This is a genomic window from Micromonospora haikouensis, assembly GCF_000876225.1.
Taxonomy (GTDB): domain Bacteria; phylum Actinomycetota; class Actinomycetes; order Mycobacteriales; family Micromonosporaceae; genus Micromonospora; species Micromonospora haikouensis.
In genome coordinates this window covers 48650-72281 of the sequence record NZ_JXSX01000002.1, presented here as the reverse complement: position 1 = coordinate 72281, position 23632 = coordinate 48650, and the positions used below count along the sequence as shown (strand labels likewise).

The window sequence follows — 23632 nt, the reverse complement described above, 5'->3', positions numbered from 1 at the left end:
GATACGCTCGATTGGTGCCTTCCGAAGCCGCGGCGCCGCAGCTGGACGTCGACCAGATCCTCGCCGACCCGGGCGTGCGGATCGTGGTGTGCTGCGGGGCGGGTGGGGTGGGCAAGACGACCACCGCCGCCGCGCTCGCGTTGCGCGCCGCCGAGCAGCACGGCCGGCGCACGGTGGTGCTCACCATCGACCCGGCCCGCCGGCTGGCCCAGTCGCTGGGCCTGACCGAGCTGGACAACACGCCCCGCCAGGTCAAGGGCATCGACGTCGAGGCCAGCGGCGGCGAGCTGCACGCCATGATGCTCGACATGAAGCGCACGTTCGACGACGTGGTGCTCCAGCACACCGACCCGACCAAGGCGCAGGAAATCTTCGCCAACCCGTTCTACCAGGCGATGAGCTCGACGTTCGCCGGCACGCAGGAATACATGGCGATGGAGAAGCTGGGCCAGCTGCACGCCCGGGGCGAGTGGGACCTGATCGTGGTGGACACCCCGCCGTCCCGCTCGGCGCTGGACTTCCTGGATGCCCCAGCCCGGCTCTCCCGGTTCCTCGACGGCCGGATGCTGCGGCTGCTGCTGGCTCCGGCGCGCAGCGGGGGCCGCAGCATGTTCAGCCTCGTCACCGCGAGCTTCGGGATGTTCTCGAAGGTGGTGCAGAAGGTGCTCGGCGCGCAGCTGCTCACCGACCTGTCCGGCTTCGTGGCGGCGCTGGACTCGATGTTCGGCGGCTTCCGGCAGCGGGCCGAGCAGACGTACCGGATCCTCCAGGCGCGGGAGACGGCCTTCCTGCTGGTCGCGGCCCCGGAGCCCGACGCGGTCCGGGAGGCGGCCTACTTCGCCGGTCGGCTGCACTCCGAGCGGATGCCGCTGGCCGGGCTGGTGCTCAACCGGGTGCACGAGCCGACGGTGCCGGCGCTGGACGCCGAGGCGTGCCTGGCCGCCGCGCAGCGGCTGGCCGAGGCCGGCGGGCACGACGGCACGGTCGACGTGCTGCGGGCGCACGCCGCGCTGGTCCAGCAGGCGCAGCGCGAGCAGCGGGTGGCGGCCCGGTTCACCGAGGCGTTCCCGCAGGTGCCGGCGGTGTCGGTGACGGCGCAGCCCGCCGACGTGCACGACGTCGACGGGCTGCGGACGATCGGCGCGGCGATCAGCCGGCCGTGAGCCGGCCCGCGATCGGCCGGCCCTGGTCTGCCTGACCGGCCGTCAGCCGGTCGGGACGAGGACCTTGTCCTTGCCGGACTTGTCCTTCGCGTTCTTCTTCATGGCCGCCTCGAACATCTTCCGCCAGCTGGCGACCTGGGGGTGCCGGCGCAGCAGGGCCCGGCGTTCCCGCTCGGTCATGCCGCCCCAGACCCCGAACTCGATCCGGTTGTCGAGCGCGTCGGCCAGGCACTCGTACCGAACTGGGCAGCTCCGGCAGATCCGCTTCGCCACGTTCTGTTCAGCGCCCTGTACGAACAGCGCGTCCGGGTCCCCGTTCTGACACGCCGCCAGTGACGGCCAGTCAGTGATCATGCCCATGTGTACACGTCCCCCCTTGCAGTACCTACCGACTTCGCGCGACCAGCCGTCGAATCCCCCCGGTCGTCCGGCCGGCCTCCCCAGGGCGGCACGGACGACGTGTGGCTGTCGCCCCAACCATCATGCTCTGTAGTTGGATGATTACGCAACGTTGTCGGCAAAATCCATCATTACGGACACTCCCGGCTTCCCGGGCCTTCGGCCCCCGTCTACCCGGCCGCAGTACGTGAAAACGCTGCGCCGCTCCTCCGATCGGTGGAGACTCATCGCGGATCCGCGCAACCCCGCACCAGGGCTCGTGCGTTTAGCACAACGAGGTCGGCGCGCGCAGGAAATGGGGAAAAGACGCCCCAGCGCCCCTCGTTCCCTACTCGCGTACCCTGTCGAGGTGACCTGGATGCGGAAACGTGACCATAATGTGCTGACCAACGCCGCATCGCTGCTCGTCTGTGGCCTGCTGGCCGGCGTGGTGGTCGCGGCGGCGGCCTTCCCCGCGGTGGCGATGTCCGGGCTGGCCGCCAAGGCCGGCGCTGAGACCTTCGGGGCGCTGCCCAAGGAGCTGACGGTGGGCCGCGCGCCGCAGATCAGCTACCTGCTCGCCTCCGACGGCAAGACGCCGCTCGCGACCATGTACGACGAGAACCGGCGCGACGTGAAGTTCGGCGACATGTCGCCGTACATGCCGAAGGCGATCATCGCCGCCGAGGATCACGACTTCTACAAGCACAACGGCGTCGACCTCAACGGCGTCGCCCGGGCGTTCGTCAACAACCAGTCCGGCGCGAACTCCCAGCAGGGCGCGTCGACGCTGACGATGCAGTACGTCCGGCTGGCCATCGCCTACTCGGCCACCCACCCGGCCGACGTCGTCGCCGCGACCGAGGACACCAGCGCCCGCAAGCTGCGCGAGATGCGGCTGGCCCTCCAGGTCGACAAGGAGTTCTCCAAGGACGAGATCCTCACCCGCTATCTCAACCTCGCCTCCTTCGGCAACGGCGCGTACGGCATCTACGCCGCCAGCCAGGTCTACTTCGGCAAGCCGCCGAGCAAGCTCAAGATCGAGGAAGCGGCCATGCTCGCCGGCATGGTGAAGGCCCCGAGCACGAACGACCCGACCACCAAGACCGGGTACCCGCTCGCCCTGGACCGGCGCAACTACGTGATCGACAACATGGTCAAGACTGGCGCGATCACCAAGGAGGAGGGCGAGGCGGCCAAGGCCACCAAGATGGTGATCAAGGACAAGACCACCCCGAACGGCTGCGTCGCCACCAACAAGAAGGAGTGGGGCTTCTTCTGCGACTACTTCTACCGCTGGTGGATGCAGCAGGAGACGTTCGGCTCGACCTCGTACGACCGGGAGCGGCGGCTCAAGAGCGGCGGCTACACGATCGTCACCAGCCTCGACGCGCAGGCGCAGAACGGCGCCGACAAGGCGGTCCGCAAGAACCTGGGCGTCAACAGCAAGGCGGCCCGGATGGTCGCGGTCGTCGAGCCGGGCACCGGCCGGGTCCGCGCGCTCTCGGTGAACCGCAACTTCAAGATCGACGATCCGAAGAAGCCGCAGAACAAGCTGAACAGCGACCCGCGCAAGCGCAGCAAGGGCATCCGGGGCAACTACCCCAACACGGTGAACCCGCTGCTCTCCGGCGGCGGCGACATCAAGGGATACCAGGCCGGCTCGACGTTCAAGATCTTCACGATCGTGGCCGCGCTGGAGAAGGGCATCCCGCTCAGCTACACGATCAACTCGCCGAAGCAGTTCAAGTCGGAATACATCATCAGTCCCAGCAGCCCGGCCGCCTGCCAGGGCCCTTACTACTGCCCGACCAACTCCGTCGAGTCGATGGCCGGCGTGCACAACATGTGGAGCGCGTTCGGCCGCTCGGTGAACACCTACTTCGTCCCGCTCCAGCAGCAGGTCGGCGCGGAGAACGTGGTCAAGGCGGCGCAGAAGCTGGGCATCCAGTTCCGCTCGACCGAGGACGCGGACTTCGCCAACAACAAGGAGGCGGCGCACCAGTGGGGCGCGTTCACCCTCGGCGTGTCGGCCACCACCCCGCTGGACCTGGCCAACGCGTACGCGACCCTCGCGGCCGACGGTAAGTACTGCGAGCCGATCCCGGTGCAGGAGATCAAGGGCCCGGACGGCAAGAAGCTCGACGTCGCCAACCCGCGCTGCGAGCAGCGGATCAGCACCCAGGTCGCCCGCGCGGCCGTGGACGCGGCCCGCTGCCCGGTCGGCGACCGGTCGTCCACCTCCAAGTGCACCGGTGCCACCGCTCCCAACGTTCGGGGCATCGTCGGCAAGCCGGTGGCCGGCAAGTCCGGCACCACCGACTCGGAGAAGACCTCGTCGCTGGTCGCGATGACCAAGCAGTACTCGGTCGCCGGCATCATGGCCGACCCGGACTGGCCGCAGACCAACCAGCAGATGGGCCACGACACCCCGACGGGCATCAACCCCCCGGTGTACGAGACGCTGCGCGACGCCATGAAGGGCAAGAAGGGCATCGAGTTCACCCCGCCCAGCGGCAAGATCATGGAGGGTGACCAGCGTTCGATCCCCGACGTGAAGTGCGTGGACGTCGAAACCGCGAAGGACCGGCTGCGGGGCGCCGGCTTCGACCCGGTGGTCTCCTCGGCCAAGGTGCCGTCGAGCTGCGCGGCCGGCCAGGCCGCCGGCACCAGCCCGAACGGGCGCACCATCAAGGGCGGCGTGGTGGTCATCGAGGTCAGCAGCGGCAGCGGCGGCACCCCCGCCAGCCCGCCGGCCAACGGCGGCACCGGTGGCGGGCCCGGCCCGGGCAACCCACCCGGCCAGGGCGGCCGACCGGGTCGCAACGGCTGACCGGGCCGCATCCGCGTCGCATGTGACGACGGGCGGGCACCCCTCAACCGGGGGTGCCCGCCCGTTCTCGTCGGCCCGCCTGCCGGGCGGTCAGCCGAGCGCCAGCGCGTCCCGGACGGCGGGGTCGACGGGTGAGCGGACCGCCGGCGGCCGCCCGCTGGCCGCGTCCCACGCCGCCTTCCCGCTGGCGAAGTAGTCACGGACCGCCTTCTCGGCGAGCAGGGCCGCCGGGCAGCCCGCACACCGGGCGGCCACCCCGTCCACGTCGACGCCGAGACCGCGGCACAACGTCACCGCCCGCGACAGGTGGTAGGACTGGGTGACGATCAGCGCCCGCGTCACCCCGTACACCTCGCGGGCCCGGGCGCAGCTGTCGTAGGTGTCCAGCCCGAACGGGTCGGCCACCACCCGCCCGGGATCCACGCCGAGCTCGACCAGGTACGACGTCATCACCGTCGGCTCGTCGCCGGACGCGCCGCCACCGTCGCCGGACACGAGGACCACTCGGGCCCGCCCGTCGCGCACGAGCGCGGCAGCGGTCTCCAGGCGACCGGCCAGCCGGTCGGCGGGACGACGCCGGTCGGCCGCCACCTCGGTGCCCAGCACGATGACGACGTCGGCGGACGGCGCGTCGGCCTCGCCGTGCACGTGGCCGTGCGCGGCGATCTTCGTCCAGAGCCACGGGCCGCTGACCAGCAGCACGCCGACGACGCCCACGACAGCCAGGCGCGTCAGACGCCGTCGCCGACGGAGGGGACGGCCTGCCCCGCCGGTTTCCCCGCTCGCCGGCACCCGCGTCAGAGGCCGAGCTGGCGGCGTACCTCGGTGGCCACCCGGCCCCCCTCGGCCCGGCCGGCCACCGCGGCCTGGGCCGCCTTCATCGCCGGGCCCATCTGGGCCTTGCCGGTGAAGCCGCCAGCGGCGAGCGCCCCCGCGACCAGCTCGGCCAGCTCGTCGTCGGAGAGCTGCTTCGGCAGGTACCGGTCGAGGACCTCGCCCTCGGCGCTCTCCTTCGCGGCCTGCTCGGCGCGCCCGGCGTCCGCGAAGGCGGTCGCGGCCTCGCGCCGCTTCTTCGCCTCCTTGGTCAGCACCGCGAGCACCTCGTCGTCGGTGAGCTCGCGCTTGGCCTTGCCGGCGACCTCGGCCGTGCCGACGGCCGCCAGGGCCATCCGCAGGGTGGAGGTGGTCAGCTCGTCGCGCGCCTTCAGGGCGGCGCGCATGTCGGCGGTGAGGCGGTCCTTCAGCGTGCTCATGACCGGTGAAACTACCCTGAACGGCATGCGAAAGCGCACACTATTCCGACTCGGCGTGGGCACCGTCGCGGCCGGGGCGGCAACCCTGGCGTACGCGTCACTCGTCGAGCGCAACCTGTTCACCCTGCGCCGGTTCGACGTGCCGGTGCTGCCGGCCGACACCGAGCCGCTGCGCGTGCTGCACCTGTCGGACCTGCACATGATGCCCGAACAGCGGCGCAAGCAGGACTGGGTGGCGTCGCTGGCCGCGCTCGACCCGGACCTCGTCGTCGTCACCGGCGACAACATGGCCCACCCGGGCGCGGTGCCCGGCGTGCTGCGCGCCCTCGCGCCGCTGCTGGACTTCCCGGGGGCCTTCGTGTTCGGCTCGAACGACTACACCGGGCCGGTGCTGAAGAACCCGTTCAGCTACTTCCTGCCCGACCGGGAATACAGCGAGGGCGCCGAGCTGCCGTACGACGAGCTGCGCGACGTCTTCACCGGCGCCGGCTGGGCGGACCTGAACAACGCCCGGACGACGCTCAAGGCGGGCGGGCGACTGATCGAGCTGGTCGGCGTCGACGACCCGCACATCGCGCGGGACGACTACCCCTCCGTCGCCGGCCCCGTCTCGGCAGCGGCGGAGCTGTCGATCGCGCTGTCCCACTCCCCCGAGCCGGCCGTGCTCGACGAGATGGCCGCCGACGGCTTCGAGCTGCTGCTGGCCGGCCACACCCACGGCGGGCAGGTCTGCGTGCCGGGCTTCGGGGCGCTGGTGACCAACTGCGGGCTGCCCCGGTCGATGGCGAAGGGCCTGCACCGCTGGCCGGAGTCGGACGCCTGGCTGCACGTCTCGGCCGGCCTGGGCACCCATCCGACCGCCCCGGTGCGGTTCGCCTGCCGGCCCGAGGCGAGCATCCTCACCCTGATCCCCCGCTGACGCTCCCCGCCGCCCTGCGGGTGGCGGCGAGTGTGACGTACGCCGCCTCGGGCCGCCGTCCCGGGCGTGCCCGCCGCCCTTCGCGGAGGCGCGGCGGGCGCGGTCGGGGCGGGCGCGGAAGCCGCCGGGTGCGGCCGCTCCGGGACGACAGGGCTGCTCGGAGCGCTAGGGAGCTGAGCCGTCTACGGCATCGGCCGGGGGCGCACCGGGGGCCCAGCGGGGCGGTGGGGGTACCGAGTTTGACCATCGGGGCGGGTGGGCTAGTATTTGTCCGCACGCCTCGGGGTGTGGCGCAGCTTGGTAGCGCGCTTCGTTCGGGACGAAGAGGTCGTCGGTTCGAATCCGGCCACCCCGACAGAGGTCAGAGGGCACATCCTTTCGAAGGATGTGCCCTCTAGTGCTTTGTACAGCAGTGGAGTACAGCAGCGGTCAGCGCAGGCTCTCGCCGAGGCGCTTGAGCGCGTCGCGGGTGGCGTCCGAGGACGCCTGCGAGTAGATCTCCATCGTCGCCGACACCTCCGCGTGCCGGAGCACCTGCATGATGACGCGCGGATGCACGTCCAGGTCGACGAGCAGGGTCGCGCAGGTACGCCGGGCGTCGTGCACGGTGATCCTCCGGACCCCGGCGCGGGCGCAGCGGGCGTCCCAGGACCGGTTGAAGTTACGCGGCTCGATGGGAGTCCCGTAGCGCGTGGTGAACAGCAGCGGCGAGCCCTGCCAGGCGATGCCCGCCTGGTCGCGGTCGGCCTTCCTCGCCTGTTGACGGAGGTCGAGCGCCGCCGCGCAGATGTCCGGCAGCGGGAGGGTGGCGTCCGAGGTCTGCGTCTTGGTCTCCCGGTGCAGCAGTCGCCCGCCGACCCGCTGCAACTGCCAGCCGATCGACACTTCCCCCGCCGCCAGGTCCACGGCGTCCCCGGTGAGGCCGAGCACCTCACCCTTGCGCAGACCGAGCACCAGGATCAGCACGTACGCGGCGTACAACGGATCGCGGTCGGCCCGCGCGGACTCCAGGAACCGACGCGCCTCGTCGCTGGTCCACGCCCGGCCCTTGCGGCGACGGACCGGTGGGAGCTTGACCAGGGCGGCGGCATTGCGGGTGACCAACTCCTCGGTGGCCGCGTGGTTGAGCGCCGAGCGCAGCACACCCCGGACGTCCTTGACGGTGCGGGCGGACGGCACGTCGCCGCAGCACCGGCCGAGCGCGCAGCAGCGCCGTCTGAGTTCGGGGCGGCGGGCGTCCTTGCCCTGGGCGCAGCACTGGCAGGTACGGGCCACCTCGTTGACCCAGGTCTGCACGTCGCGCACCTGGAGCCGGTCGAGCCGCTTCCCGCCGAGGCCGGGGATCACGTACAGCCGGAGGATCGTCTCGTAGGTGGCGCAGGTCAGCGGCGCGAGGTTGGGGCGCACGACCTCCCGGTGCCAGTAGGTCAGGTAGTCGCCGAGGGTCGGGACCCGGGTGGCGACCGGTCCGGCCTTGGCCTGCTGGTGCAGCTTGATCCACTTGTCGTGGACGACCTCCCGGGTCTGGCCGTAGACGTACTTGCGGGTCCGCTTCCCGTCCGGCCTGGTGACCCAGACGTACGCGGCGAAGCCGTTGCGGTAGGGGAAGATCGAGCCTTCCCCGTTGGCGCGGGTGCGGGCGGGCATCAGGCGGCCTCCTGCCGCTGGACCTGCTCGCGGACGTACTCGTCGACCCACTCGGGCAGGACGCGGCGGTACTTGCCGTCCTTGATGGAGCGCAGCTCGCCGGTGGCGATCTTCATCTTGACCTTGGAGATGCCGAAGCCGAGCAGGACGGCGACCTCGGCGGGTGAGTACCAGCGTGGGGTGAGGGGTCGGGTCATGCCGCCACCCCCGACCACGTCTCGTGGGCGAGTTCTTCGCGGCCGACGCGTTGGCGTTCGCGGCGTCGGGCGGCGGCGGTGTTGGCGAGCAGGGCGTCCCCGTCGGTCAGCCAGCCGGAGCCGACGAAGGCCAGCGTGCCCACGGTGACCGTGCCGGCGGTGTGATCGCTGTCGGCCGTGTCGGTGTGCTCGGTGCGGCGGTAGGCGGCGCGGGTGTCGCGTAGCAGGCCGAAGGTGACCGAGTAGCAGCGGGCCTTGGTGAGGAAGTGGCCGCCGTAGCCGAGCATGTGCGCCCAGCGGCGCAGCCCGGCGTAGGGGTTCGGTGTGGGGTCAAGGTCGCCTTGACGGTCTTCTGTCGTCCCGGCTGGCCGGGTGGTGTGGTGCCGGGTGGGACGGCCGAGCCGCCAGCAGGCATCGATGAGCCGGGCGAGGTGGTCGCCTTCCGGGTCGGCGTAGGCGTCGACGGTGTCCGGGGTGAGCCGGGTGGAGCAGTGGCCGGTGACCTCGGTGGACTTCGTGGCGTACTTGGCGAGGTAGGCGGCCACCTTGGCGTCGGTCACATCACCGTCGCTGGGGCCGATGCGGCGTACGTCGACCTGCTCACCCCAGGCGACCGGCCAGCCATGCGGGCGGTCGGGGTGCGGCGGGGTGGTGACGGTGATCTGTCGGGTGGCGGCGTGGACGGCGGCATCGAGATCGTCGACGGTGACGCCGGCCGGCGGCGGCACCAGGGCGTGCCGGTCGTGGGGGTCGACGCCGTCGAGGCGCAGCAGGACGTGGAAGTGCACCGCGCCCCGGCGCTGCATCTCGGCGACCTTCCCGTGGGACACCCGCACCGGAGGCACCCGCCGGACCCGGCCGGAGTCGGTGACGACCTGGACGTGGGGGATGCCGCGTCGGCGGCACACTGCGGTGAGGTGCCGTTCGACGGCCTGTTTCGTGCGTCGCCACAGCTCGCCCGAGGAGTGGTTCCAGACGGCCTGGTGGTCGTGGTCGTAGCAGTCCAGGCAAAGCGGTCGACCGAGCTGCGGATCGTCGGCGTCGTGGCGGGTGAAGCAGGCCGCAGGCCGCCCGTGTGGGCAGGTGCCGGCGGTGCTCCGGGCGCGGCAGGGTGCGGGCCGGCAGTCGCAGCGCCGCCGGTGGGCGCAGGTGTGCCGGGGGATGTGCCGGTGGTGCACCGGGCCGAAGGACGGCGCGGTGAAGGTGGCGAAGACGACCGGATGCGCGCTGACGGTAGTGGGGACGGTCTTGCCGCCGGTCAAGCCGCAGCGAACGACCTGGAAGGCGTCACCGGCGTAGACCCAGGCGCAGTCGGGGCACTGGGCGGCACGGCGGTTGCCGCACGCCTTGTACAGCGTCCGGTCGGGCAGCTCGTCGGTGTGCTGCTCGGCCAGGACTCGGCCGGTGCCGGGTTCGACGGCGGTGAGGGTGCCGGTCAGGCGGATCGGGCGGGTGCAGCCTCCGGCGGCGCGGGTGTGCTCCAGCCAGCCGAAGTAGTCCGGGGCGGCGGCGCGGTGCAGGGCCTGGGCGTCACGGCCGGCGGTGAGGGTGGACACGGTTTTCTCCTCAAGGGGTGGCAGGGGACGGGCGACGAACTGCCACCGGACGCCGGAGCGGTGTCCGCCGATGGTGTTCGTGGTGTCTCCTGGCACCGCCGGAGAGGGCGGCTCACGCCGGAGGGCGGGGCTGGCCATCAGGCCGCGTGCCGCCGTTGAGCTGGGTTCCTGGATCTTGGGTGACGCCGGGGCGGGTGGGGTGCCTGGTCGTCGGCTACCGGCCGGTTGCCGCAGGCGATCCCCACCCGTCGAGGTGCGCGAATCCGAGGGCCATCGTGGACGGCAGGAAAGGCCGTGCTGGGCCGCTCAGCGGATTCCGGACCGGCACAGCGGCCGGTGAGATCGAAAGCCGGCGGGACGTGACCCGCATCAGCGGCAGGAAGACCGCTCGGCAACTCCGAAGTCGAGTTCAGCGATCCGGCAGGAAGGCCGCGCTGACGTGCTCGACGAGGGCCAGATTAGCACCGGGTACCGACACGTCAACCCGCCGTGAAGCAGCAGGGCGGCCGGCTGCCGGCCGGTGTGGGAGGACTTTCTATACGTCTATCAAGGCGGCCCTGAACGGGCCGCACGCGCCGCCGCCAGGGCGCGCGCCCGTCGCTCCGCTGGCGCTCCGACTCCGGCCACGCAACACGCCCGGCGGCTGGCGCGGAGGGCGGAAAGCCGGTGGGCCGCCGGACGACGACAGGCCATTGCCCGGTGGGGTCGGTGGGCCGGCAGCCGGCCGGGCCACGCGGCGAGCACCGCGCGGCGTGGGGGAGCGCACGCCGGGGCCGTCGGCGGCTGCCGTGCCGGTGGCGGGGTGCGGTTACTGCGCCTCCGGCGGGGGCGCTCCGGCTCCAGGATGGCCGGGGGTCCGTCGGCGGCTCGCGGTCCGTGGGTGGTGGCGGTGGGGAGCCATCCCGTCTGCCGTCGACCCGGGCGAGCCGAGCAGACCTCCGCCCGACCCGCCAGCGTCCGACCGTGCGTCAAGGCCGTCTTGACGTGGCGGGCCGGGCGGAGGCCCGCTCCACAGAAGTGCGGGTCGACGGCAGACGGGACGGCGGTTATCGCGACACTAGAGGTCCCAAACGCAGAGCAGCACCACCCCGGTAGGCTCGCTAAGGTCGCGCTGCAACGCGAGCCTACCGGGGTGGTGCTCGTAGTCGATCGCTACCAGGCGTGAACCTCGCCACAGGACGCGGTGTGGCAGTGATAGCCGTAAGTCAGGCCAGGGTTGCGGTCAAAGCGGGACGGCACTCTAGCTGCTGGAAACCACGCAGCGCAGAGGCGGCAAGCTCTCGCACGTTTTGGAAGTACCGGGTGTGAGTCTTGGTCAAGGCTTCCCAGGATGCTGCGCCCAAGACCACAACCTCAACGTCCAGGTTGGCTCGGTACTCCAGCTCGGCCTGGAACCTCGCGTCGAGCGCTCGGCCTGGATCCGAAAACTCCGAGGATCGGACGATCTCACCCATACGGCGATCAAATACCACCAGGTAGTGGTTCACTGGACGCCTCCGAGGTCTACAAGCTGCTCTAATGTCTTGATAGTAGCGCGAACCCTGGCGCCGCGCATCCTTGCGCGATTCTCCAATGAAGTGAACACCGAACCGATCAAGCTCAAAAATTGGGCGATGGCGTCGCGAGCCGTGTGGGGGGAAGCTTCAACACCACGCGGAAAGGTGCGCCGAATGAACCTTCCAGCCCTCCGCTTATCGTCGAAAATGTGAGGGGCTATCTGCTTGAAGCGACGCTTGGCAATAAGGCACAGAAATGCCATGTCCGCTTCGTTGTTTCCGGTTGGAGTTCTCTTCATGAACTTATACTGCCTCCTGGCAAATTCACTTATTGCGGCCTCTTCTTCCGAAAAAAGGGCAGGGCTAACGGCTTGTCGGGCGACATCCAAGAGAGTTTCCATCTTCTCGGCGTCATCGATCAAGTCGCTGAGGTTCAAAAGGTGGCGCATGAACCCCGCTCGGGTGGTTGGAGGCAGAACGCTTTGCACCAATTTGTTCGAATCCTCGGGATTGCCTCCATACCGGATTGAACGACCCCAGCGGTCGGCCAGACTTTCCATTACCTGAGCCCAAGAGTTTTGGGTGTCGGTCCGAACCTGTATCTCAACCTGGATGTCCTCCGGGTAGACGATGACATGTACGGCCCGATAGCCGTGGCTGGGATCTGATCGACGATCAACTACGCGAGGAGCCTTGGTTAGGCCCGAGAAGCACTCAACGATCTTCTCGACGACTTCATCTTGGTGATTCCGATTGCCGTCGAGGACAAGGCGTGCACCGGCGAAGTCCTGGACTCTGGCCAACTCCATCTTTTTCTCACGGCGCAACTTCTCGATCAAGGTGCGCTGAGTCTTAACCCTCGATGTTGCCTCGCCAAAGCCAAGGCCGTCTAGGTCAGCCTTGACATTATCCAAGATAGTCTGATAATAGCGAATCAGATCCTGGAGTTTTGTTAGGTCACCATGACTGGGGTTGTCATCAGCACCTAAGCGTAGTCCAAGCTTATTGATTTGAGTCTTGGATAGGGGTAGAGGCACTGAGGCAACGTATAGTTGGTGTTCAGTGTTGGCAAGACGCACTTAAGTCATGTCTGGAATCTGACACAAGCTCGGCGGCGGGTGGATGGCGGGGCCAGTTTCGCGGCTGGCTGGCATCGGCAAGATCCGAAGGATGCACAAATGGTGAGGTGCGGGGCGGGCAACCGGAACACGTTTCCGCAGGTCGCATCGCCTATCGCGAGTTGAGCGCACCTCGTTTCCTGAACTGGCGTACGTCAACGGCGTTAATTGGGTGACACAAGGGCCGGGCCTGCCGGCTTCCAGCCCTGACATCGCCCCAGCGCCTTGTAACGCTGGTGGTCAGGCAGGCGAGGCAGCAAGAAGGCGGCGGCAGCTTCGACGCGGGTCGGTCCGGAACGTGAACCGGCACGCACGGCAGCTGCTCATCGAGCTTGGTCGCTACCAACTGGTAACAGATGACAGTGCGGGTCCGCATCCCTCCGACGGGGTCGGTGTGGGGTGCTCGTCGGCGGGGCGCGGCCCGAGCATTGCGCCCATGAGGCGTTGCCTGCGGCGCGTGGTGAGGGTTCGGCGCGGATACTGGCGGGGTGGTGGAGAAGCAGGCGACGGAGTTGACCCGGTGGACCATCCACGGCGAGCGGGTCGTGGACGACACCCGCCGAGCGCGCCTGAGCATCGCCGAGGTGGAGTTGCCCGACGGAGTGCGCTTCGAGCAGTACGTGATCCGGGCTCCTCGGTCGGCCATGGTCGCCGTACTCGACGATCGGGAGCGCTTGCTGTTGATGCGGCGGCATCGGTTCGTGTTCGACCGATGGGTATGGGAGTTGCCCGGCGGCTACGTCGACGACCAAGAGCAGCCGGCACAGTGCGCCGTGCGGGAGGTCGAGGAAGAGACCGGCTGGCGGCCCCAGGCGGTAGAGCCGCTGTTGTCCTTCCAACCCTGGGTCGGCACCGCCGACGCCGAGAACCTCCTCTTCCTGGCCCGGGAGGCCGAGCACATCGGCGCACCCGTGGACGTCAACGAGGCCGAGCAGGTCGCGTGGATTTCACTCAACGAGGCGTACGGCCTGGTGTCCCGGGGTGAGATCGTCGGTGCCGGCACGGTGATCGCGGTGCTGGAGCTGGTGGCGCGCAAGGCCCGGGGAGAGCTGTGACGTTCAGCGCCGCCGGCCGAGGGTGGCGTCAACGCGGCCGGTGAAGTGCCGGACGGCGGGTAGCCGCCGGTGTGGGGCAAGCTGCGCTTGCAGGTCACGGAGATAGCGAACGGCCCTGGCCGAGCGGAGCTGGGCGGTCAGGGTCAGGGCTTCCGCGCCAATGGCGCAGGCCCGGTCGGGTTCGCCCTGCTGGGCGTGGACGCTGGCGAGCAGGGCCAGGTTGAAGGCTTTGCCGCGTACGTAGCGGTTGTCCATGCGCAGGGATCGGGCGGCGAAGCGTTCGGCGTGGGTGTTGCGGCCGAGTGCGAGGAAGCAGTGGCCGAACTTGGCAGACAGGTATGCCTCGTCGAAGTAGCTGAGCCATTGCGGGTCGCTGCTGCGGTCGGCCCGGTCGAGGGCCTGTTCCGCCTGGTGCAGGGCGGCGGCGCAGGCCCGTTCGTCGTTGGCCTTGGCCAGGGCGTGGGCTTCCATGACGTGGGCTTCGGCGGTCAGCACGGGGACCCCGGCGCGGCGGGCGGTCTGGCCGGCGGCGCGGGCGAGGTCGAGGCCGGTGGCGGTGTGGCCGAGGTAGGTGGCCTGGTGGCTCATCGCGGCGAGGATCTCCGCGCCGAGGCCGTCGTCTCCGGCGGCGTGGGCGAAGTCCAGGGCGAGGGTGAGGTACCGCTGGGCGATGCCGTGCTCGGCCGTGTCGTACGCCTGCCATCCGGCGAGTTGGGCCAGTTCGGCGGCGGCGCTGAGCAGCCGCTGACCGGTGCCGTGGTCGTACCGGCCGTCGGTGAGCAGCGGGGTCACCTCCTGGTGGAGATAGCGGGCGACGGTGTCGCGGGCGTGCCCGCCGCCGTACTGGTTGTCCAACTGGCGGTAGGTCGCCGTCATCGCCCGGATGGTGTCAATCGCGGGTTGACCGACCGCGCTGCGTCCGGGTTGGGTGACCGGGGCCGGGTCGGGGGCGGTGAACCAGCGCAGCGCCGGCAGCGTGTAGCCGGCGGAACTGAAAGCCACCTGCCGGAGTACGTCTCGACGGTTCACGTCACCTCGCCAAAGCTCTGCGGCACTACGTACGTCGTCGCGCCAGGTCCGCTGCAAAGGCGGCGCGTCGGGAACGCGACGACTGGGGGCGGCGGCCGGTGGTTCCGCCTGTCGGGGTGCCAGCCCCATCGTGGTGCGCGCCTGGTCGGGCATCCGGCAGCCGTCGGCGATCCGCTCCAGGACGTCGATCGAGGTGACCTTGCGTCCGGCCACGATCCGGCTGATGTAGCCCTGTTCCAGCCCGACGGCAGCCCCGATCCGGCTCTGACTCGCCCCGGTGAGACTCGCGATCCAGCGGAACAGCCCGCCGATATCGCGGACGGCCAGGACGGCCAGCACCTCGCCGTGCGACCACGCATCCTCCGGTATTCGCAGCGGATCGAGCAGCACGGCAGCCCCCAGCGTCGTGTCCCGACTACTCAAGGTGTTCAGGTCGACAGCCTAGAGCGACCGTTCAGCCTGGTCGAGCCGTCCCATGTCACCGTGACATGACCGCTGGCCATGGAACGGCGCGTCGTCGGACGCGATGGTCGGCGCATGTCCTTCGATATCGACAACCCACCCGTGGAACCGCCCGCCGACTGCCGGCACCGCCTCCTGTGGCGACTGGCCCGCACCCTCTGGGAAACCCACCGACCCGACAGCACCAGCTTCTGCATGGCCACCGGCACCTGGCACCCGAACCAACGCGAACCCTGCCAACCGGCCAGACTCGCCCAGGAGGGGATGCGGACCGCCTGCGGCGAATCCACCCCGACCTCACCACCCTGGCTAACCGTCACCCGCGAACGCCTGGCCGCCGGCGAGATCGACCCCATGGACGCCGTCGCCGAAGCCCTCTGGCACCGCCGCCACACCCACAGGTCGGGGCGGTGACCGATGGGAGCCCTCTACACCTCGGCAGCCTTCCGCGAGTACGCCCGAGCGCAGGTGGCCTACGCGGACATCCTGCTGACCAAGCACGCCGAGTCGACCCTCAGTCTGTGCCGGTGCGGCCGACTCCACCCGTGCGACGAACACCGCCACTGGCTGGAGATGCGCACCCACTTCCGACAGTTCCTCGTCGACGAGCAGTACAGCAGCGAAGTACAGCAACCGAGCCGACCACACCCAACCCAGCGCGACCCCAGCAGGCCGGATGACCTCGGATGACAGCCGATCCGACCGGATCGCCGCCAGTTCGGGACGAAGAGGTCCGTCGGTTCGAATCCGCCCACCCCGACCAGAGGCAAGAGCAGGTCAAGGCCCCTCGTGGAGGGGCCTTGATTCGTTTCTGCCGATCAGTGCTGGTCGGGAGGCAGCAAACGACGCCTGCACCCGGCGGTCACCTCCGCTGGTCGAGTGCGCGCGTACCGGTTCAGCGTGGCGGATGCCCGATGCCCACGCCCCGCACCTCACCCCCCGGTTCCGTGAGGAACCGGTGACGAGCCCCCGACTGACGCAGCCCAAGGCCGGCACCACCCGAGCCGTGCGCGTTCTATCGCTGCCCGGAACCGGTCACCTGTCCGCCTACGTCCGAACGGTGTCCCGCCCCCACCGACAGGTGACTGGACGCGTGATATCTGGATCGTGACCGGCTCATCACCGGATGCTGCGACCGAGCGGGTTCGACACGGCCACCAGCACTGGCACGAGAACCTGGGACGCTCGCCAGGGACGAACGACCCCCTGCGGTAACAGAGGGTCGTCCTGTCCGAGACGTGCGCCGATCCATCTAGACAACCGACTCACTTCTCACCTGTTTAAACGATGAGAATCAGACAAGGGATCGGCTTGATCTCGCCAGCTTCTAGCCCTTTCAGGTGAACCGCAGCTCACCTGCGCAGTCCCGGAAGAGAATCCTTCCGTCTTCCACACTCCGAGATCGGAAGCCACGAAAGCGGGCATACGTTGCAAATCATGGGATGCCAGATGGTTTTGAGGCCAAAAGGTTGACCCGTGCCGCTGCCAAAGGCGGTCCGGGTCGTTCAACCACATGCCAAGGCCTTGAGCGTCGCACTCTCAGGCGGTAACCAACGGGTGCATGCACGGCGCGAAAGACCTTGGAGTCCGAGACGATGCACACATCGATCCATCAAGGGGGGCTAATGCCCGACAACCATCACGAGCAGTACCTGTTGGCCCAGCGAGACCTACTGATCTTGCTGGTAACGGCAAGCGTGGGTCTACTGGCCGCAACGGTCACCGGTCTGACCGTAGGGATGCAGACAGGGTCAGCGATCGGCACGGGCGCGGGGATCGCCCTGGGCATCGCTGCCGGCGTCGTAACTCTCGTTCTGACCGGCCTGGTCGTCGCAAGCAGGCTACACAAGCTCGTGCAGTAACGGCTCACCAGTGAGTGCCCTGTCTCGGAATCAGAGGGGCAGGGCACTCCGAGGCTGTTTCGGATCGCCCGAAACAGCCGCAGCCTTCGAAACCCGGAAACGATCACAGATGCCGACGTCATGAGCCGGCCACTCTGATGATGTTCTGCCGGGGTGCACGACCGTACGGCAGTGGCTCAGTACGCGTACGTCACCGAGATGGTGACGTTGGGGCAGGAGCTGGCCCAGCTCGTCAGGGCGTCCTTCTCGGCCGTGTCGACGGTGAGCCGCCAGCGGGTCTTGGTGGCCACCCACTCGTTGACGTAGCGGCAGCGGGCGGAGCTGTACGACGGCATCCAGGTGGCCGGGTCCTGATCGCCCTTGGACTGGTTGACGTTGTCGGTCACCGCGACCAGCGGGCGGGAGTCGCTCAGGTCGTTGGCGTACGCCTGGCGGCGGCTGGTGGACCAGTTGCGGGCGCCGGAGTCCCACGCCTCGGCGAGCGGCACCATGTGGTCGATGTCGACGTCACCAGTGGCGGTCCAGTAGGCGTTGTCGTAGTAGGAGTACCAGCGTCCGCCGGAGAGCGTGCAGGTTCCGCTGATCGTGGGCGCGGAGACCGCCTCGGCGAGCAGCACCTCGTTGCGGGTGTTGCAGCCGTCGCCGTCGGCGTCGATCCAGTGCGGGAAGAGGTCCCGGCTGTAGCCGGTGCGGATCTCGGTGGCCACCGGCAGGGCCGCGACGGCGGTCTGCAGGGGCGCGGAGTAGCTGGCGGCCCAGGCGGGGTCGGCCAGGCCGATGGTGGCGACGAGGGCGGCGGCGAGGGTGGTCGCGGCCATGCGCGGCGTGCGGTTCATGGTGCTCCGTCCGGGTAGGCGGGATGCATCGTCTTCCATGTATATAGACACAGACGACATTCCCACAACCAGAACCCGCAGGTGAACGCTTCGCGAAACCTCGAATGACGGATGATCGAGGATGACTTAGAGGTCGAGCAGCATCCTTCGGTACGCGCCGACGTCGCCGGCGTCGACGTCCCGGAGCAGCACGCGTACGCCTCAGTCGTTCAGCTCGGTGCGCCGGATCTCGGCAAACGCGGCGGTCAGCAGGCCGTCGAGCGGCCGGTCCGGCGCAGCCGGAGGCCCTTCCGAAGCGCCCGCGGTCAGCAGGTGGGCGAGGAGCAGCGGCGCGTGCCGGGCCAGCGCGGCCGGATCGGGCGGGGTGGGGTCGTCGCCCGGGTCGTACACGCCGAGCGCGCCGGCCAGCAGCACCAGCACCACGTGCGGGTCAACGTCCGGCCGCCAGCTCGCCGCGCCCCGCACGCACGATTCCAGCACCTGCCGGACGTCGTCGCCGTCCAGCCCGTCGGGGTGGGTCTCCTCCAGCAGCAGGCGGACCACCGCGCCGAGGACCAGCCCGGACCGGTCCGCCCCGGCGAGCCGGTCGACCGCCTCGTCGTACGCCTCGGTGTCCCGGACCCGGGCGGCGGCCACGGCGTCGGTGGCCGCCCGGGCGATCTCGCGGGCCGGCGCGGGCAGGTGTCGCCAGGTCGTCGTCATCGCTCCCAGGATGGCAGACCCACCGGGCGTACGGCGCGCCGAGCCCGGCCCGGCGGGAGGCCACCGTGCGAGATCGTGCTCGATCCGGGATCGAGTGGCCTCCGAGCCGGGACCGAGGCCACTCGATCCGGGATCGAGCACGATCTTGCCAAACGGCACGTGCCCCCGCAGCGCCCGAAGGGTCTGACCCCGCCAAGCGGCACGTGCCCGCGCAGCGCCGGGAGGGTCTGCCGCTGGCGGCCGGCTCCCCCCTCATGAGAGCCGGCCGACCAACAGACAGCGTCAGCAGTTGGTGTAGCTGCCGCTGCTCCCCCACGAGCAGGAGTCGATGGTCTTGCCCGCCGTGTCGCGCACGTACGCCGTGTCGCCGGTGTTGTTCCAGATGTACGCGCCCGACCCCCAGTACCGGTGGGTCGAGGTGTTGGTGCCCTTGCCGGTGTGGATGGTGACGCTGGCCCCGGCGGCGAGCTTGAAGTCGCTGGTGAACGTGTAGATGTGGCTCGACTTGTCGCGCAGCGTCCACGACTTGAGGTTGACGGTCGTGGTCTTGCGGTTGGTCAGCTTCACGTACTCGGCGTTCAGGCTGCTGTTCGACCGGTCGTCGGTGCCCGGCGAGTTGTAGTAGGCCTTGGTGATCTGGATCGCCGGGGTGGCGGCCTGCGCGGGCGCGGCCAGGGTGAGCGAGCCACCGACGGTGACGGCGAGAGCGACGGCGATGCCGGTCAGCCTCTTCTTCAACACGATCCCCCACATGCTGACGGCCGGCCCTCGACGGGTGCCGGCGCGGAACGTGAGCAGAGGCTATCGGCGTCGGACGGCCACTGTGGATGGTTCGACACCCGCGCCGGCAACTACGCCCGCAGGGCCCACCGATCGCGGCCGAACGGTGCCGAGGGACCGCGCGAACGGCGACGCAGCGTGACGCGAACGGCGGGAGAGCACGGGGCGAACGGCGACGCAGCGTGACGCGAACGGCAGTACCGGGGCACGTCCCGGGCGGGCGAGCCTCACCCGGCGAGTGTGGCCGCCACCAACGAGTCGACGGCCCGAGGGTCCCAGCGGTCGGCGACGCCGGGGCGGCCCGCCAGGTAGCCGGCGATGCGTGCCGGCTCCCAGCCGTGCGCCTCGCGCAGGCCGGCGGCGAGCATCGCGAGGTACCCGGGGGCGGGCGCGGTCCACTCGACGTCCGCCGCCCGCCACGGTGCGGTGAAGGTCAGCATCGGCACGCCGTCGCGGAGCCCGGTGCACAGCAGCGTCTCGTAGCGCCCCGGGCCGAGGGTGGCCCGGCCGTGGGCGACCGCGGCCCCGATCAGGTCGAGGTCGACGCCGGGCTCCCGGTACATCTCCTGCGCGGCGACGTCGGCGAACTGTTCCCGGGTGAGCAGCCAGGCCCGCGCCGCCGCCGTGCCGGGCAGCCCCGGATCGTAGAAGGCCATCCCACCGGTCCAGGCCCGGGACTCCCCTGCGAAGTAGATGCCGCCGGGCACCAGCACCGCCGCCGACCGGCGGGGCGGCCGGCAGTCCCGACATCCGGGGTACGTCCGCAGCCCGCCCGGCGGCCGGCCCCCGCCCAGATACCAGCCGAGCCGGTCGGCGTGCATGTTCGAGCCGTAGGCGACGTACCAGAGAAGTTCGCGCACGTCAGTACGCGCCGGTGCGGGCCGCCGCGTGGCTCACCTGCACGGTGTGGGTGACGCAGCCGCCGTCGGCGACGAGGTGCAGCAGGAAGGCGGTGGGTTCGAGGGCGTATCCCATCTCGTCGCCCTCGTCGAGGGTGAGCGACGACTGCCGCCAGGTGCTCGGCGCGGTGGTCAGCACCGTGCCGGCGAAGCCGACCGTGACGGGGCGGTGCACGTGCCCGGCGACGACCCGGACGACGTGCGGGTGGGCGGCCACCACCGTGGCGAGGTCGTCGCCGTCGAGCAGGCGCATGCCGTCGAGGTAGGGCAGGCCCACCGGGACGGGCGGGTGGTGCAGGCAGACGACGGCGGGCAGCCCGGGCCGGCGGGCGAGCGTCTCGTCGAGCCAGGCGAGCTGCTCGGGGCCGAGCCGGCCCGCCGGCTCGCCGGGGCTGACGGAGTCGAGCACGACGATGGTCGCGTCGGGCTGCTCGACGGCGTAGTGGGGGAGGTAGCCGCCGCCGAGGTGCGGGGTGCCGCCGAAGATGTCGAGCAGCGACTCGCGGTCGTCGTGGTTGCCGGCGACGAGGTGCACCGGCACCGGGAACCGGGCGATCAGGTCGCGCAGCGCGACGTACTCCTCGGGGCTGCCGTGCTCGGTGAGGTCGCCGGTGACGACGACGTGGTCGGGTCGGGGGCGCAGGCCGAGCACCCGGCCGAGCGCCCGGTGCAGCGCGGCGGCGGGCTCGGCGGCGAGCGGACCGGTGGTGAGGTGGGTGTCGCTGAGCTGGGCGATGAGCATCGCGTGCCTCCAGGTCGACCGGTGCCTTCAGGCTATCGCCGCCGCCCTCGGCCCACGGCCCCGTCCACAGGCCGCGTCCACAGCCTGTGGATAGCACATGTGTACGAAGTAAATGATCTTGGTGGCAGCCTGCTGAGCTGCGGTGAGTACGCTTGGTCGGGCCGCTTCCCTCCCCTGTCAGGAACCACGTGCGCGTAGATCACCACCGGGTCGTCCGGGACGTCACGGTCCGCCTGCCGATGGCGTCGACCGCCGTCGAGGCGTGCCAGTGGACCGTCACCGCGCTGGCCCGGTACGCGCCGGCCACGATCTCCGTGCTGCTCCAGGTGCGCGACCGGCTGCGCTGCGTCGCCGCCACCGGCGCGTGGCAGGTCTTCGCCACCGTCCCGCCGAAGGCCGGCGTCGTCGGCCGGGTGTACGCCTCCGGCGAGCCCGCCACCGTCGCGGACGTGGCCGCCGACCCCGACTACCTCCCGGTACGCCCCGACGTGACCGCCGAGGTCTGCGTGCCGGTCCTCGACCCGGCGGGCCGGCCGATCGGGGTGCTCGACCTCCAGTGGTCCGGCCCGGTCGAGCTGGGCCCGTGGCGGGAGACCGCCGAACGCGTGGCCGCCCGGCTCGGCGCCCGGATCACCGCGCTGGGCGGCCCGCCCGCCGAGACCCGCAGCGAGAAGCTGCTGCGGCACGCCGCCGCGCTGACCGCCGCCCCCACCGAGTGGGACCTGATGACGGCGGCCATCTGCGCGGCCCGGGAGGTCTCCACCCTCTCCGCGGCCGTGCTGCTGCTGTCCGGCGGCGGGAGGGGCCCCCGGCTGGGCGCGCCCACCGGCGCACCGGGCGAGCTGGAGTCCCGCATCCGGGCCGAGCTGACCGAGGCGGGCGCGCCGGCCCTGCACCGGATGGTGACCCGCGCCCACCGGCACGGAGCCGGCTACACCCTGGGCGAGGCGGGGCACCCGCCCACGGAGGAATACCGGCCGCTCGCCGACGCCGGGGTGCGCACCCTGGTGGCGGTGCCCGTCGGGCCGCCCGACGGCGGCGGGGTGCTGCTGGTCGCCGACGAGCGGCTGCTGCGGCCCGACCCGACGACGGTCAACCTGATGGAGCTGCTCGCCGGGCAGGCGTGGACGTGCCTGGACCGGCTGCGTACGCTGGCGCGGCTGCGCGAGCAGGCCAGCTCCGACCCGCTGACCGGGCTGCGGCACACCGGGCCGTTCGGGCAGCGGATCGCGCGGGCAACCCCGGGGCGTACGGCGCTGCTGGCCATCGACGTGGACGGCTTCAAGGCGGTCAACGACACGTACGGCCACCAGGCCGGGGACCGGCTGCTGGTGGGGCTGGCCCGAGCGCTGGAGGCGGCGCTGCGTCAGGGCGACGAGCTGTACCGGATCGGCGGGGACGAGTTCGTCGCCGTGATCGAGGTGAACCGCCCCGAGGAGGCGGTACGCATCGCCGAGCGGCTGGCCGAGGCGGCCCGGGGCACCGGCCGCACGATCAGCGTCGGCGTCGCCCTGCCCCGGCCGGGCGAGTCGCCCGAGCAGACCCTGCGCCGCGCCGACCAGGCCCTCTACGCGGTCAAGCGCCAGGGGCGCGACGGCGTACGCCTGGCCGCCGCCTGAGCGGCCGCCTCACCGGGAGGGCGTCAGCGGGCGGTCAGCTCCTTGGCCAGCAGCTCGCCGATCTGGGCGGTGTTGAGGGCCGCGCCCTTGCGCAGGTTGTCGCCGGTGACGAAGAGGTCGAGGGCGCGCGGGTCGTCGACGGCGCGGCGGATGCGGCCAACCCAGGACGGGTCGGTGCCCACGGCGTCGATCGGCATCGGGAACTCGCCTGCGGCCGGATCGTCGACCAGGATCACGCCGGGGGCGTTGCGCAGCGCCTCCCGGGCGCCCTCCGCGTCGACCTCGGTGGCGAAGACGGCGTGCACGGCCACGGAGTGGCCGGTCACCACCGGCACCCGTACGCAGGTCGCGGAGACCTTCAGGTCGGGCAGGCCGAGGATCTTGCGCGACTCGTTGCGCATCTTCAGCTCCTCGGACGACCACCCGCCGTCGGCGAGCGAGCCGGCCCAGGGCACCACGTTGAGCGCCAGCGGGGCGGGGAACGGCCCCAGCTCGTCGCCGACCGCCTGCCGCACGTCGCCGGGGCGGGAGCCGAGCACCCGGTCCCCGGCGATCTTTCCGAGCTGGAGGTGCAGCGCGTCCACCCCGGCCTGCCCCGCCCCGGAGACCGCCTGGTAGGACGCCAGGACCAGCTCGCGCAGCCCGTACTCGCGGTGCAGCGGGGCGATCGCCACGATCATCGCGAGGGTGGTGCAGTTGGCGTTGGCGACGATCCCCCTCGGCCGGTTGCGCACCTGCTCGGGGTTGATCTCGGGGACGACCAGCGGGACGTCGCGGTCCATCCGGAACGCGCCGGAGTTGTCGACCGCCACCGCGCCCCGGGACACCGCGACCGGGGCCCACTCGGCGGAGACGTCGTCGGGCACGTCGAACATGGCCACGTCGACGCCGTCGAACGCCTCCGGGGTGAGCGCCCCGACGGTCAGCTCCTCGCCCCGGCAGCGCACCCGCCGCCCGACCGACCGCTCGGAGGCGATCAGCCGGATCTCGCCCCACACGTCGCGCCGCGACGACAGCAGCTCGCACATGACGGTGCCGACGGCACCGGTCGCCCCGACCACGGCGAGGGTGGGCCGCGCCGGCACG

Annotated in this window: 23 protein-coding genes and 1 tRNA gene; 9 read left to right on the top strand and 15 right to left on the bottom strand. The window is 70.8% G+C overall.

Annotated elements, in window-relative coordinates; translation table 11 throughout:
- Positions 1-11: 11 nt before the first annotated feature.
- Positions 12-1163 carry an ArsA family ATPase gene (bagB, locus tag TK50_RS16915; RefSeq protein ID WP_199486085.1) on the top strand — a complete coding sequence of 384 codons (1152 nt, stop codon included), beginning with the start codon at positions 12-14 and terminating at the stop codon, positions 1161-1163.
- Between the two features lie 42 nt (positions 1164-1205).
- Here the strand turns inward: bagB and TK50_RS16910 are convergent, their stop codons facing one another.
- A complete protein-coding gene (locus TK50_RS16910) occupies positions 1206-1523 on the bottom strand; it encodes a WhiB family transcriptional regulator (protein ID WP_043964926.1) in 318 nt (105 codons plus the stop codon).
- Between the two features lie 397 nt (positions 1524-1920).
- On the opposite strand from TK50_RS16910, the gene TK50_RS16905 reads away from it, so the two are divergent.
- Positions 1921-4374 (top strand): penicillin-binding protein, encoded by a 2454-nt coding sequence (locus TK50_RS16905; RefSeq protein ID WP_043964924.1) that lies wholly within the window; start codon positions 1921-1923, stop codon positions 4372-4374.
- A gap of 90 nt (positions 4375-4464) precedes the next feature.
- Here TK50_RS16905 and TK50_RS16900 read toward each other — a convergent pair whose 3' ends face one another.
- Together TK50_RS16900 and TK50_RS16895 are read right to left on the bottom strand one after the other, a co-directional pair.
- Positions 4465-5091, bottom strand: a complete 627-nt coding sequence (locus TK50_RS16900; protein WP_241774043.1) for a SanA/YdcF family protein — start codon at positions 5089-5091, stop codon at positions 4465-4467.
- 80 nt (positions 5092-5171) lie between these two features.
- The gene (locus TK50_RS16895) at positions 5172-5627 is read right to left on the bottom strand and encodes a GatB/YqeY domain-containing protein (RefSeq protein ID WP_043964919.1); all 456 of its coding nucleotides are present in this window, start codon (positions 5625-5627) and stop codon (positions 5172-5174) included.
- Between the two features lie 25 nt (positions 5628-5652).
- On the opposite strand from TK50_RS16895, the gene TK50_RS16890 reads away from it, so the two are divergent.
- Together TK50_RS16890 and TK50_RS16885 are read left to right on the top strand one after the other, a co-directional pair.
- Positions 5653-6546, top strand: coding sequence for a metallophosphoesterase (locus tag TK50_RS16890; RefSeq protein ID WP_043964918.1), 894 nt, complete (start codon positions 5653-5655; stop codon positions 6544-6546).
- 281 nt (positions 6547-6827) lie between these two features.
- Positions 6828-6901, top strand: a tRNA-Pro gene (locus TK50_RS16885).
- A gap of 74 nt (positions 6902-6975) precedes the next feature.
- Here TK50_RS16885 and TK50_RS16880 read toward each other — a convergent pair.
- The 5 genes from TK50_RS16880 to TK50_RS32985 form a co-directional block, all read right to left on the bottom strand.
- On the bottom strand, positions 6976-8193 hold the full coding sequence (locus TK50_RS16880) for a tyrosine-type recombinase/integrase (RefSeq protein WP_043964917.1): 1218 nt from the start codon (positions 8191-8193) through the stop codon (positions 6976-6978).
- On the bottom strand, positions 8193-8390 hold the full coding sequence (locus TK50_RS16875; RefSeq protein WP_043966378.1) for an excisionase family DNA-binding protein: 198 nt from the start codon (positions 8388-8390) through the stop codon (positions 8193-8195). Before TK50_RS16875 ends, TK50_RS16880 begins: the two co-directional genes overlap by 1 nt.
- Entirely contained in the window at positions 8387-9946 is a 1560-nt protein-coding gene (locus TK50_RS16870) for a replication initiator (protein WP_082106434.1), read from the bottom strand. Before TK50_RS16870 ends, TK50_RS16875 begins: the two co-directional genes overlap by 4 nt.
- A 1205-nt stretch (positions 9947-11151) precedes the next feature.
- Positions 11152-11433, bottom strand: a complete 282-nt coding sequence (locus TK50_RS16865) for a hypothetical protein (RefSeq protein ID WP_063838607.1) — start codon at positions 11431-11433, stop codon at positions 11152-11154.
- Entirely contained in the window at positions 11430-12479 is a 1050-nt protein-coding gene (locus tag TK50_RS32985; protein ID WP_158499182.1) for a RelA/SpoT domain-containing protein, read from the bottom strand. Before TK50_RS32985 ends, TK50_RS16865 begins: the two co-directional genes overlap by 4 nt.
- 569 nt (positions 12480-13048) lie before the next feature.
- On the opposite strand from TK50_RS32985, the gene TK50_RS16860 reads away from it, so the two are divergent.
- Positions 13049-13615 (top strand): NUDIX hydrolase, encoded by a 567-nt coding sequence (locus TK50_RS16860; protein WP_043964914.1) that lies wholly within the window; start codon positions 13049-13051, stop codon positions 13613-13615.
- Between the two features lie 3 nt (positions 13616-13618).
- Here TK50_RS16860 and TK50_RS16855 read toward each other — a convergent pair whose 3' ends face one another.
- Positions 13619-15034, bottom strand: a complete 1416-nt coding sequence (locus TK50_RS16855) for a helix-turn-helix domain-containing protein (protein ID WP_043964913.1) — start codon at positions 15032-15034, stop codon at positions 13619-13621.
- A gap of 111 nt (positions 15035-15145) precedes the next feature.
- On the opposite strand from TK50_RS16855, the gene TK50_RS16850 reads away from it, so the two are divergent.
- From TK50_RS16850 to TK50_RS16840, 3 genes are all read left to right on the top strand, one after another.
- Positions 15146-15520: a hypothetical protein gene (locus TK50_RS16850; protein WP_199486084.1), complete on the top strand. Its 375-nt coding sequence runs from the start codon at positions 15146-15148 to the stop codon at positions 15518-15520.
- A 3-nt stretch (positions 15521-15523) separates the two neighbouring features.
- Positions 15524-15796: a hypothetical protein gene (locus TK50_RS16845; protein ID WP_043964909.1), complete on the top strand. Its 273-nt coding sequence runs from the start codon at positions 15524-15526 to the stop codon at positions 15794-15796.
- A gap of 935 nt (positions 15797-16731) precedes the next feature.
- Positions 16732-16968 (top strand): hypothetical protein, encoded by a 237-nt coding sequence (locus TK50_RS16840; protein WP_043964908.1) that lies wholly within the window; start codon positions 16732-16734, stop codon positions 16966-16968.
- A gap of 176 nt (positions 16969-17144) precedes the next feature.
- Here TK50_RS16840 and TK50_RS16835 read toward each other — a convergent pair whose 3' ends face one another.
- The 5 genes from TK50_RS16835 to TK50_RS16815 form a co-directional block, all read right to left on the bottom strand.
- On the bottom strand, positions 17145-17804 hold the full coding sequence (locus TK50_RS16835; protein ID WP_043964907.1) for an HNH endonuclease family protein: 660 nt from the start codon (positions 17802-17804) through the stop codon (positions 17145-17147).
- Positions 17805-18005: 201 nt separating this feature from the next.
- On the bottom strand, positions 18006-18506 hold the full coding sequence (locus TK50_RS16830; RefSeq protein ID WP_043964906.1) for a hypothetical protein: 501 nt from the start codon (positions 18504-18506) through the stop codon (positions 18006-18008).
- Positions 18507-18788: 282 nt separating this feature from the next.
- Entirely contained in the window at positions 18789-19247 is a 459-nt protein-coding gene (locus TK50_RS16825; protein ID WP_241774042.1) for a lamin tail domain-containing protein, read from the bottom strand.
- Between the two features lie 266 nt (positions 19248-19513).
- A complete protein-coding gene (locus tag TK50_RS16820; protein ID WP_241774041.1) occupies positions 19514-20146 on the bottom strand; it encodes a histone deacetylase in 633 nt (210 codons plus the stop codon).
- Position 20147: 1 nt separating this feature from the next.
- Positions 20148-20927 carry a phosphodiesterase gene (locus TK50_RS16815; protein ID WP_043964904.1) on the bottom strand — a complete coding sequence of 260 codons (780 nt, stop codon included), beginning with the start codon at positions 20925-20927 and terminating at the stop codon, positions 20148-20150.
- 239 nt (positions 20928-21166) lie between these two features.
- Between TK50_RS16815 and TK50_RS16810 the strand changes: the two genes are divergently transcribed.
- Positions 21167-22546 carry a GGDEF domain-containing protein gene (locus TK50_RS16810; protein ID WP_043966372.1) on the top strand — a complete coding sequence of 460 codons (1380 nt, stop codon included), beginning with the start codon at positions 21167-21169 and terminating at the stop codon, positions 22544-22546.
- A 23-nt stretch (positions 22547-22569) separates the two neighbouring features.
- Here TK50_RS16810 and TK50_RS16805 read toward each other — a convergent pair whose 3' ends face one another.
- Positions 22570-23631, bottom strand: coding sequence for an aspartate-semialdehyde dehydrogenase (locus TK50_RS16805; protein ID WP_043964903.1), 1062 nt, complete (start codon positions 23629-23631; stop codon positions 22570-22572).
- Between the last annotated feature and the right edge of the window lies 1 nt (position 23632).